Source organism: Streptacidiphilus neutrinimicus, from assembly GCF_000787815.1.
Taxonomy (GTDB): Bacteria; Actinomycetota; Actinomycetes; order Streptomycetales; family Streptomycetaceae; genus Streptacidiphilus; species Streptacidiphilus neutrinimicus.
The window spans coordinates 65,299-75,659 of record NZ_BBPO01000039.1 but is presented as its reverse complement, the minus strand read 5'-3'; the positions used below and the strand labels follow the sequence as shown (position 1 = coordinate 75,659).

Annotated in this window: 10 protein-coding genes; 6 read left to right on the top strand and 4 right to left on the bottom strand. The window is 71.5% G+C overall.

The features are described from left to right. Positions 1-179: 179 nt before the first annotated feature. The 4 genes from TR48_RS23665 (at position 180) to TR48_RS39190 (ending at position 2,422) form a co-directional block, all read left to right on the top strand. Positions 180-485 carry a hypothetical protein gene (locus TR48_RS23665; protein WP_152628139.1) on the top strand — a complete coding sequence of 102 codons (306 nt, stop codon included), beginning with the start codon at positions 180-182 and terminating at the stop codon, positions 483-485. A 168-nt stretch (positions 486-653) separates the two neighbouring features. Further along, a complete protein-coding gene (locus tag TR48_RS23660; protein ID WP_042370617.1) occupies positions 654-1,055 on the top strand; it encodes a hypothetical protein in 402 nt (133 codons plus the stop codon). A gap of 4 nt (positions 1,056-1,059) precedes the next feature. Then, the gene (locus tag TR48_RS23655) at positions 1,060-1,482 is read left to right on the top strand and encodes a hypothetical protein (RefSeq protein ID WP_042370615.1); all 423 of its coding nucleotides are present in this window, start codon (positions 1,060-1,062) and stop codon (positions 1,480-1,482) included. 154 nt (positions 1,483-1,636) lie between these two features. Then, the gene (locus tag TR48_RS39190) at positions 1,637-2,422 is read left to right on the top strand and encodes a hypothetical protein (RefSeq protein ID WP_052442934.1); all 786 of its coding nucleotides are present in this window, start codon (positions 1,637-1,639) and stop codon (positions 2,420-2,422) included. 163 nt (positions 2,423-2,585) lie between these two features. Here the strand turns inward: TR48_RS39190 and TR48_RS39185 are convergent, their stop codons facing one another. The 3 genes from TR48_RS39185 to TR48_RS43525 are packed head-to-tail and all read right to left on the bottom strand — an operon-like array spanning position 2,586 to position 7,080. Continuing rightward, entirely contained in the window at positions 2,586-3,560 is a 975-nt protein-coding gene (locus TR48_RS39185; RefSeq protein ID WP_052442933.1) for a helix-turn-helix domain-containing protein, read from the bottom strand. Next, complete coding sequence (locus TR48_RS43530) at positions 3,557-4,450, bottom strand: replication-relaxation family protein (RefSeq protein WP_042370613.1); 894 nt, start codon at positions 4,448-4,450, stop codon at positions 3,557-3,559. The genes TR48_RS39185 and TR48_RS43530 overlap by 4 nt, the downstream gene beginning before the upstream one ends. After that, positions 4,447-7,080 carry a hypothetical protein gene (locus TR48_RS43525; protein WP_052442932.1) on the bottom strand — a complete coding sequence of 878 codons (2,634 nt, stop codon included), beginning with the start codon at positions 7,078-7,080 and terminating at the stop codon, positions 4,447-4,449. Before TR48_RS43525 ends, TR48_RS43530 begins: the two co-directional genes overlap by 4 nt. A gap of 273 nt (positions 7,081-7,353) precedes the next feature. Between TR48_RS43525 and TR48_RS23630 the strand changes: the two genes are divergently transcribed. Next, positions 7,354-8,286 (top strand): hypothetical protein, encoded by a 933-nt coding sequence (locus TR48_RS23630; protein WP_042370612.1) that lies wholly within the window; start codon positions 7,354-7,356, stop codon positions 8,284-8,286. Between the two features lie 35 nt (positions 8,287-8,321). On the opposite strand, the gene TR48_RS23625 is transcribed toward TR48_RS23630, so the two are convergent. Continuing rightward, positions 8,322-9,134: a hypothetical protein gene (locus TR48_RS23625; protein WP_042370610.1), complete on the bottom strand. Its 813-nt coding sequence runs from the start codon at positions 9,132-9,134 to the stop codon at positions 8,322-8,324. Positions 9,135-9,438: 304 nt separating this feature from the next. On the opposite strand from TR48_RS23625, the gene TR48_RS23620 reads away from it, so the two are divergent. After that, positions 9,439-9,834 carry a hypothetical protein gene (locus TR48_RS23620; protein ID WP_042370608.1) on the top strand — a complete coding sequence of 132 codons (396 nt, stop codon included), beginning with the start codon at positions 9,439-9,441 and terminating at the stop codon, positions 9,832-9,834. Positions 9,835-10,361: the final 527 nt, after the last annotated feature.

Genomic DNA, 10,361 nt, shown 5'->3' with positions numbered 1-10,361 from the left:
GGCGCATGGCGTCTGCGACGCGCAGGTAGGGGGCAGCCGCGGATGCTGAGGCGCCGTCAACCATGCTGCTCCCTTGGTCTGCAGGAGAGTTCCACCGATTGACAATCTAGTCCACTAGCTAGAATCTAGTTAACTAGAACTACCCAATGTAGTTGCAGGTTGATCGGATGGTGACCGCCGTGGGCACAACACGCCAGACCGAAGCGGTGCGCTCGGCGGCAGAAGTGCTCACCGCCCTCGCTGGGACCGAGGCACGCGTCAGCGAGGAGCCTGGCGCCCTCGTCATCGAGGTCGATGTCACCGACTCCCTTCGACACGCCTGGCCGCATCTGCTCGCGGTCCTCAACACCGGCGACACCTTCGGGCTGCACTCCAGCCCCACGGGACAGGTCGCCTGGCTCCGTCTGACCCTGAAGGGCAACACCCATGACCAACGCCCGGACCCGAAGCCGCCCGTCCTCCCCGAGCAGCGCCGCGACGCATAGCGCCTGGGATCCGCTCGCCGGGCCCTACATCACGCGCCCCTGCCGGACCGGGAATCACGACACCTGCCCGCGCGGCCTGAGCTACTACCCCGACGGCTGGGAGGGCGCGAAGGTCGACGTCGTTTGCGCCTGCGAGCAGCCGGACTGTGCGTGCACGAGGGTCGGCCGGTGAGCGAGGACCAGTTGCCCGCGCTCGTGCAGCCCAGTTACTCCGCCATCGTCCAGCGGGGCCGTCACGTGCCGGGGCGGTTCGAGGACGTGGCCCGCAGTCTGCACGAGGCCGACGAGGCAGCCCGGTTCGCCGGCGACCCGGGAGGCGGCAGCGACGTCACGGTGAGCCCGGCCACGTTGGTGGTGTGCGTCGGCTCGACACAGGCGGACGCGCTTCAGGCAGCGGCGGACTGGGCCTGCGAGGCCCCGCAGATGCAGATCCACGCCATCGCGTTCGCGCGAATGCCCGGGCCGGTTGAGGAGGTCTTCGAGTTCCACGTGACACTGACCGTCTCCAGTCGGCACCCGCTGACCGGGGAGTTCGACGGCTCCACCCACCATGCCGACCGCAGGATGTGACGCGATGACCGACTCTGTGGCGCGGGCCGACAGCCCCTTTAGTCGCGCGGGTGCGCTCGCCAGCGGATTCGACGGCGTGCCGTGGCCGCAGTTCTGGCGCTCGCTGCCCGCCCTGGTGGTTCCCCAGGTTCCCGGCCTGGAGCGGCCGCTCGAGTCGGCCGCGGGTTGGTCTGCCGGGCCCAGCCCACTGAGCGGCGGCCCCCAGCTGGGCTGGTCGCTGGTCCAGCACGGGTGCGGCATCTCCATCACCGCCCCGGACGGTGCACTCTGGTACGAGGGCTGTCCGTTGGTGACTCGCGACTGGCGGCGCGCCGCGGCGGCCCAGGGGGCGGTTCTGCTGATCAGCGGTCCGTTCGCGCGGATCGACCAGTTCGCTCCCGCCGCCTCGACTGGAAGGCTGTTGGTGCTGCTCGTCACCGTTCGCTGAAGTTCTCTCGGACCCCGTCCGGTCCCCCGCCGGACGGTTTCTCGGCCCCGGCCGCGCCCTTCCCCCGTGGGGCGTGCCGGGGCCGACCTGTGCCTTGCACTCCAACGCCCCATCTATCTATTATTTGAGTCCTGCGATTGGGAGGAGGGCGGCCATGCCTCGAGCCGCTGGCATCGACTTCGACGGCATCGTCGCCCGGTACGGCGTGTCGCCGGAGCGGCTGCGTTCCCTCGTGGCTCGCGCGTCGGAGACCGGGTTCCCCGCTCCGTGCTCGGATGAGCGTTGGGACGCGGAGGCCGTCGAGGCCTGGATGAGCGACCTGGTCCGAGCTTCCCACATCGCGGTCCTGCTGCAGCTGAAGCGCGAGCAGACGGTGACGGCCTACGTCGCGAAGCCCGGCTACTTCGTGGAGCCTGACGAGGTCGAGGTCACCCCGGCGGGGTACAAGCGCAAGCGTTGGACTCGGGTGAACGTGCTGGCGTGGGACGCCGGCCGGTCGGGCCGCGGGAACCGGGAGCCGCGCAGCGGACGTCGGCCCGTCCCGCAGGAGCCGGCGGGCGTCGACATGGGCCAGCCGACGCTGAGCTCGCGCGAGGCGGCTGCGGTCCTGGGCTTCGCGGACACGGCCAGCTTCGCCTCCGCGCACGCGCAGGGTCGGCTGCGGAGCCTGGGGGATCCGATCGAGCCGGCCGAGACCACCGGTCCTCCGCGTCCCAGCCGGCGGTGGGACACCGCTTTGGTGCTGGCGGAGGCTGAACGGCGCCGCGCTGCTTCCGAAGGGCACCGGGCCCGGGTCGGCGCCTGCCTGCAGGCGCTGACGGACGCGGCCGGGGAACCGGTGTCCGCCGTCGTGTTGCAGGCGAGCGACGAGAGCGGGGCACCTCTTGCCGCGTGGCAGTCCGCTCTGGCTCAGGCCCGCCGTCAGTTCAAGCGCCCCTGACCCGACGGCCCGACGCCGGAAAGGGCAAGCGGCCGGTTCCACGTTCCCGGGGGGAATGTGGGCGGGAGGTTGGCTTCCTCCCCCGGCCGCACTCTCCGGCCGACCGGGACCGCTGGACCCTTACCGGAGGTAGGGCCCACTGTATCGCGGACCGTTCCTCGGGCTACGGATTTTCCGTCGCGTGGTGGCCGGTGGCGCAGCAGCTGCGGCACAGGGTCTCGCCGACGGTCAGCGGCCGGCCGCACATTCCCTCGTCGCCCGGGCATTCGCGGTGCACGCCCTTGTCGGCGGCCCGCTGCTGGGCGGCCGGGGTGGTCTCCGCCTGCGGCACGGGTGTGGCAAGGAGGTCGTCGATGCGCCAGGCGAGCGCTCCCCGGGGATGGGTGAGGTCGTCGGTGTCGGCGGTGAGGACGGTCAGGATCCTGCTGCGGGTCCAGCCGCGGCGCAGCAGTTCGTCGGCCTTCGGGGCAAGGCGCCGCACGGTGGCCCCGGTGAGAGTGAGCTGTGGGATGCGGTCGGCCGCTTCCCACAGGAGTGCTTGACCGGGCGTCGGTTCCGGCTGGGCGGTGGTGGGCTCCTGGGCTGGCTGCCCGACCTCCCCGTCCTGGTCGCCGACTTCGGGGGCGGGGGGTCGGGTCGGGTTGGTCTTCTGCTTGCTGGTGTTCTTGTTGTTGGTGTTCTTAGGGGTGGGATTAGCCGCTGACGGTTCAGCCGCTAGCGGATAATCCGCCACCGGCTGCGACCTGCGGCTTTGTGTCTTTTGGCTGGTCGGGGCCGGTGACGGGTTTTCCGTCACCGGCGGTGAGCTGGGGGGCAGCGGGTCGGGTGTGTCGGTGATGAGGTACTCGACGGGGCCGAGGGTGCCGTTGGGGCGGCGTTCTTGATGGCGTACCAGGTAGCCGCAGCGCTCCAGCTCCTGCAGCCCGGACTTGATGGCGTCCAGTCCGTCGGTGGACTGCTCGGCCAGGCGGCGCGGTGTGATGCCGTAGCCGTCACGGTGGCTGGCGAGGACTCCGAAGATCCCTTTGGCCTTGTAGGAGAGGCGCTGGTCGCGGAAGAGGTCGTTGGCGATCTGGGTGAAGCGGTCCGCGGCCATGGTGCCGCGGCGGATCCGCGCGAAGGAGCTGGTGGTGCTCACAGTTCGGCCCACCCCCTGGGCGTCGTGTCTTCGCCGGCCAGCGGCGTCCATACCGGTGCAGAGGGCCCTTGTTCTTCGAGATCCTCCAGGACGGCGGCACCGAGCGGGACCTTGCGGGCCAGGCGCGCGGCCAACGGGTTGCCGGCCGCCATGGCGCGCAGGTCGTGGATGCGGTTCTCCAGCGTGGTCGGCGACGCGTCGGTGAGGACGAACAGGACACGGGGGAAGACCGGGTAGTGCCGCATCCAGGTGGGGTGCGCCGCGGTGTTGGCGCTGGTGCGCCGCTGGGCCGGGGCTGGGGAGGGGGTGTGGTCGAGGAACCGGGAGTAGGTCATGAGTTTGGAGGCGAGGCGTTCGCTGCTCATGGTGGCGCGGTCGACTTCGACGAAGGCGCGCAGCTGGGTGCGGCCGCTGTCGTGGTTGGCGGTGTAGCGCAGCAGTGCGTCCGGGATGAGGGCCTCGGAGCGGGACTCGGACAGTCGGTGGTAGACCTCGGGGGTCCAGTCGAGGGGGCCGTACTCGTCGCCGCGTCGGCGGGCGTCTGTGAGGAACGCGAGGTGGGTGCGCAGGACCGCGACGGTGTGCTGGGCGCGTAGGCGGGCGGCGAGCGCGGGTTCGGCCGGGGCGGGCGGGAGGTCCTGGTCGCGTAGCTCTGGCAGTTGCTGGGCCAGGTCGCGGCCGGCTGGGGTGAGGTACCACAGCTGCTGGGAGCTGGGGCGGGCGAGGACGACGTGGTCGGTGAGGTGCTGCTCGTGCAGGGCCTGCAGGCGCCGCCGGGTGGTGTTGGGGTGGCGGTCAGGTGCGGTGAGGGCGTGGAGATGCGCGGTGGTCGCCATGCGGTGCTGGGCGATGCAGGCGAGCAGGAGGTAGGCGGGGCTCTGCTGGGTCACTGGAACTCCGTCGTGGTGGCCGTGGTGGGCTGCTGGTCGGCCGCTCGCTGGCGGCGGGGGCGGCGGGGTGTCTGGTCGCGGGGCGCGGTGAGGAACGCGAGGACGACGTCGGCCTGCCGGTCGGCGATCCGGTTGGTGTAGGCCGCGGTGCGCGCGCCGACCGCCTGCTGGCTGGTCCGCTCGAGTGCGCCGACCTTGGTGAGGCTGCGCAGGGAGCCGAAGACCTCGCTCGGCTGCGGGCCACGGACGGTCAGCGGGCCGCGCTGCTTGCCCCGGTGGGTGAAGGACAGGGCGTGGTGGTAGCGGGGCAGTTGCGCGACGGCGGAGGTCTCGAGGGCGCCGTGCCACTGCTCGGTGATGGAGCCGACCGATTCGAGTGAGCCCGCCGTGCTGGAGAGGATGGAGGCGTTTTGCAGCAGGGAGGCGCGAGTGGCGGGGTTGATGCGCTCCAGGAGCTGAACCAGCACGTGCATGCGGACGCCGAACTTGCGCAGCTGTTCGACGATGTCGGCGACAGTGCCGCCGGCTCCGGCCTGATCGAGGGAGATCAGTTCGTCCAGCCAGACGTGGAAGGGGGTGCGCTTCTTCTCCGCCAGGTCGCCGCGGGAGAAGCCGGCCCGGAACACGTCGCGCATCAGGAGGTTGACCAGGAGGCGCTGGATGGGGCCGGTCCCGCCCAGGCACAGCCACACGATCTTGCGGCGGTCCATGGCGGTTCGCGCGTTCCATTTGCCGGTCGGCGAGCCGAGCAGCGCTCGGGCGATCGGGTCGGCGGCGAGACGGTCAAGGGGGTTCAGGACGGGGGCGAGCGCCTCGTCGGTGTAGGCGAGGAACGTCGTGGTCCACCAGGCCGTCTCCTTGGCGGGGAGCGTGGCCAGGACGGCTTCGCGGAAGGCCGGTTCGGTGAGCAGGGTACGGACCTGGAACAGCGTCGCCTGTGCTTCGGGATGGTCGGCTGCGCAGGCCTGGCGGTTGATCTCAGTCAGGGCCGTGAGGGCTTTGAAGAGGATCGTCGACGCGCGGGGGGCGGTGATGTCGTTCCAGCCCAGGACGAGCGCGAAGGAGTCGACTGCGGCTCGGGCGACCTCGTGTGCCTTCTGGCCGCTGTCCATGCCGATCGGGTTCCAGGACGGCAGTTGGGCGCTGTCGTCGCGGCCGGTCAGGTCGATCTTCCAGACGCGGCGGCGCAGCTGGTCGTTGGCGAGGTAGGGGGCGGCGGCGGCCCAGGAGTCGGCGTGCGGGTCGACGAAGAACACCCCGGCGCCGGCGAGCGCGACTGCGATCGCCTGCACGACGGCGCGGGTCGTCTTGCCGTAGTACGCCTTGCCGACCGACACGGAGAACAGCGACTCGTCCAGCGGCGAGGCGACCAGCCGCGTGCTGCCGTCGGGGGCGCGGTACCAGCCCTGCGGCATCAGCGCCTCGCCGAGCTCGTAGACCGGCAGCGCGGCGGCGGTGAGCGGCTGGCGGCAGTACTTGGTCGGCGGCTTGAGTAGGCCGGCCAGCTCCGTGATGCCCAGCCAGGAGTCCGTGTGGGGGGCGAAGCGCCCGGTGTTCCACCTGCGGTCGAAGCTCCCGCGCCGCAGTAGGTGGTTGGCGCTCCACTGCCAGGGGCCGAGCCGGGTGCCGTCGACGCGCAGCCGGGAGCGTCCTCCGTGGACGTCCATCGCCGCGGTGAGGGATTTCAGGGCGCGTTCGGCGCGCCCCTTGTGGTCGGACGCGCAGCGGACCAGGAGCTGGATGCGGACCAGGCCGACGTCGTGGGCGAGGCGTCCCCACACCTGCCGGGTGTCCACGGGGCGGGGGCGGATCGGCATCGCCATGCCGCGGCCCTGGGACTGCCGGCCGTGGGAGGCGGCGTCGAGAAGGTGGGCGAGCTGGTAGGTGAAGGAGTCCTCGATGGCGTCGGCGTCGGCGATGGCTCGCCGGGTCGCCTTGCGTGCCTCCTCCTGGGCGCGGGAGCGGGCGGCGGTGACCATCTGCCAGCGCTTGAGGTGCAAGCGCCAGGTCGGGACCTGCTGGAGGTCGAGGATGACCTCGGCCAGATCGCCGAGGTCAGCGCGCACCGCGGCGACCGCGTCGACGATGGGCTGGAGCGGGTCCGGCTGGAGCGGGACGTCACGCAGCGGGGAGGCGGGGTCGCCGCGCAGCACGAACTCGGCGCGCAGGGTGTGCTTGCGCTCGCGGTCCCTGAAGGGGCGGCAGCGCTCGACCGTCACCTTGTCGAAGGGCGTGGTGGACAGTATGTGCCGGGCGCTGACGTGTCCTTCGAGGCTGTAGGCGAGGGGAGTGTCCGCGGTGCCGTCGGCGCGCATCCGGATCCGGACCGCCTTCGACGGGGCCGGCGCCCACCACGGCCCCGAGCGGGCGGCGCGGAGCAGGACCGCCGCGCCTCGGATGATCTCCTCCGGGCCGGGGTCGAAGGAACGGGCCGGGTTGAGGGTGTAGCGCACGCGGTGGCCGAGCATCTTGCGGATGAATCGCTCGCGCAGGTAGCCGCCCGCCGCCGCGAGCGGCAGCACCAGGAGCACGAGGAGAACGAGATGTCCGGCCGCCCAGGCGGGGGCGTGCCAAAGGAGCACGCCGCAGCGGACGAGCAGCCGGACCAGTGCGTTGGTCAGTCCGGTCACCGGGCACACTCCAGGGTGGCCCGGCCGGCGCCGGAGTTGGGCGAGACATTCGGGTGGTGATGCACAGTCGCCTTCCGTGGGGATCGGTGGGATCCGACACGGGAAGCAGACCCGGCCAGGGTCACCGCTCCGGTCACCAGATCCACCCGCGAACGATCACGAGCAGATAACAACCGGGGTAACCAGAGGGGCTGACGGGTCACCAGTCCCGATGCGGGCAGGAAGGCGGATCTGCCAGGATCAACGGAGCGAAGCGCCCGGGAAGGGGATCTGATGGGCAGGTTCGACAACGCCGAGCTGGTGCTCGGTCCTTTGGAGGATCGGGCGGCCGCGCTGTGCCGGTTCGCGGGCCATCCCGCAGCCGCTGACAGCCCTTCTACCCTGGCGTTGGTCGCCTCGGCCGTGGGGTTCGCCGAGCAGCTGGCGTCGGTGGACAGGGTCGCGGAGCTCACTGAGTTGTGGCGGCTGGGTTACGTATGGGGCAGGTCGGCGTACGACGACGTGACCTACCCGGAGCTGAGCGCGCCGACCCAGGCGGTGGCAAGGCAGTTGCACGTCCTGCTGGAGCAACTGACGCCAGAGCAGCTGCAGGAGGTCGGCGTCGCGCTGTCGGTCTCGCACGACATGGTGAGCTTGGCGCTGGGCTTCGTGGAGGAAGCCGCCCAGCCCCGCGAGTTCCAGGCCCAGTCGATCGAGGACTTCGCCCTGGAGGAGCAGCTGGCGGAGGAGCGGATCGAGGAGGAGGTCGGCAAGCTGCTGCTGGACGCCCCAGCGGACTGGAGCGGACCGCAGCGAGGCGCGGTGGTCTTGGCGCTGGTGTGGGACGTCGCCGACCTGGTCGCGCAGATCGCGCAGTTGTCCGTGCTGGGCGCACTGCCCACGCCGCTGCTGTGGCAGCATCCGGGCGGTGAGCATGCCTGCACCAGCGCCCTCGTGCCGGACACCGACCTGCTGGTGTGGGCCAGGATCGAACCGGAGGAGTACGAGGGTCGGCCTTCGTGGAGCCAGTCCCGGCTGCAGGAGCGGTTGCGCTGGTCGGTCGGCTGGACCGGTAGCGAAGGCCAGCGCTTGTGGTTCAAGGGCGGCCGGACCGGGAGCGTTGCCGCTGCTCGCTGGAATGCGGAGCGCGTCGCGCAGTGGCTGCTGGTCAACCGGCACCGGGTCACCAGTCCGCAGAACGGCGAACGGCTGATCGTGCCTAGCTGATAGAAGCGGATCGGTCAGTCTTCGGTGCTGCCCGGTCAGTGCTCAGTGGCGTAGGACATCCCGGCCCGTCCGAACAGCCGGCTCGCCGAGGCCACGAGCAGCGCGGTGACAGGGTCTGTCTCACCAGCTGCGCGGGCCTTCGCCCACAAGGCGGCCGCACGGTCGAAGGCGGCGCACGCGTCCGGGCAGGCGGCGCCGAAATTCTGCGCCCAGCCCGTGGCAGCACGCGCGTACAGCCGCACAGCACGGGCGTCGTCGCCGATCTCGTGGCATACGTGCGCGAGGAGCTCGGTGGCGTGCCAGAGCTGGCTGCTGTTCGGGCCGAAGGCGAACTCCACGTCCCATACCAGTGAGCGGGCGCCGAGGACCGCGTCCAGGAGCCTGCGCTCCGTCAGCGCGTCGACTACGCGTGCTGCGGCGGCCTCGACCCACTGCGCGTCGTCGGCGGTGCCGTGGCCGACGCTGGTGGGCTGCGCGAGGTACACCGGCTGCCCAGCAGCTTCGTTGTCGCTGCGCATCACGGTGCGCAGCGCACTGCGGCGGGTGCTTCGCCGTGCGCGCGCACGGGCCGGCCGGTGCGCGCGGGCGGCGGCTGCGCGAGGGGAGAAATTCTGGGTGGTCGTCCAGAGCAGGGCGGCCGGCCACAGGGCCACGCACGCGACCACGGCGATGACGGCGCCCACCGTGCACACGGGCTCGATGCCGAACCGGTCGTCGCCCGGACGCGCGCAGGGTGCCGGGATCGGCAACGTCACCAGAGCGCAGAGCGCGATCCCGACGAGCACATAGAGCGTCAGCGCCGTGACGGGTGCGGGGGGCTGGGGCAGCAGCAAGGGAATGCCGGACACGGACTCCTCCTCCAGGATGTGCCCCTCACTCCATGTCGCGCGGGTCACCGCTACGGTCACCAGTGCGGGCGCCACCGGTTGCGATGCCATAACAGCCGCCGCGCGCCGGTGCGCAGTCCCCGTCTCCGATCCCTGCCCGACAGGGACACCATCAGGCCCTTGACCTGCGCTGGTTACCTCGACGGTGACCTGGCCCGGCGGGGGTAACCAGTCCCCGACCAGGCCGCCAGCCCGGTCGGGAAGGGATCGGAGACCGGAGCGTGTCGGCCTGCTGCTCGTGCGCGTTGGACAACGCATGAGTTCCATGAGCACGAAGTTCTTGCCCGCCGCGATGACCGCGTCGGTCCTCGCGGTCGGCGCGACAAGCGCCAGCGCCATCAACCAGTACCAGGCGATCTCCTTGGACGCGGCGTCAGGCGACTCGTCCGTCACCGGTCATGCGCAACTGGACGTCACGCGCGAGCACGGGGGCTTCCGAGTGCGCGGCACCGTCACCGCTTACGGTGGCTGCGTCGAGCTGAAGCTGATCGAAGCGCACTGGAGCCTCTACATGGGCGGAGACACGGTCACGCGGGTGTGCGGGCCCAACCACCAGGTCTCAGTCAGCGCCTTCACGCACCACTCCGACGTCGTCCTGACCGCCGACATCGGCCTTGGCTACGACTCACGCATCGTGCAGCTGACGGGGACCGGCGGGTGAGTAGCGCAGGCCTGCGCCCCGCCGCGGCGGCCCTCCTCGCAGCGGCCGCCTTGTCCGGCATGTGCGGGTGCGCTGCGCACCGCCACTGGATGAGCCCTGGGCCGCCGCCGATCGCCGCCAGCTCGAGCGCCTCGGCCTCGGCTTCGCCGACGGCAGGGTTCCATGCGCCGGCCGGTCCGGGAGATCCGGGGGTCTCGCCCTCGACGGCCTCGACGAGTCCATCGGCTTCTCCCTCTCCATCGGCCAGCAGGACCTCACCCGCGCCGACGGGAGCACCAGCGACCGAACGGCCAGCGCGCAACGCCGTTCCGCGCCCTGTCCCACAGGCACCGGCGCGGCACCACGCCGCAGCGCGCGGCACGGCCGGATCCCACCACCACGGTGGCACGAGCCATGCAGCGGGTCGGCACGGCCCGTCCCCGTGCGACGCGCTGGCCCGGGAGGGCGGGCTGCCTGGGAACCTGTACGCGCAGTGCCGTCGCATCTACGGCTGACGTCGGGTTGCGTAGTGGCGGCCGCGCTCGCAG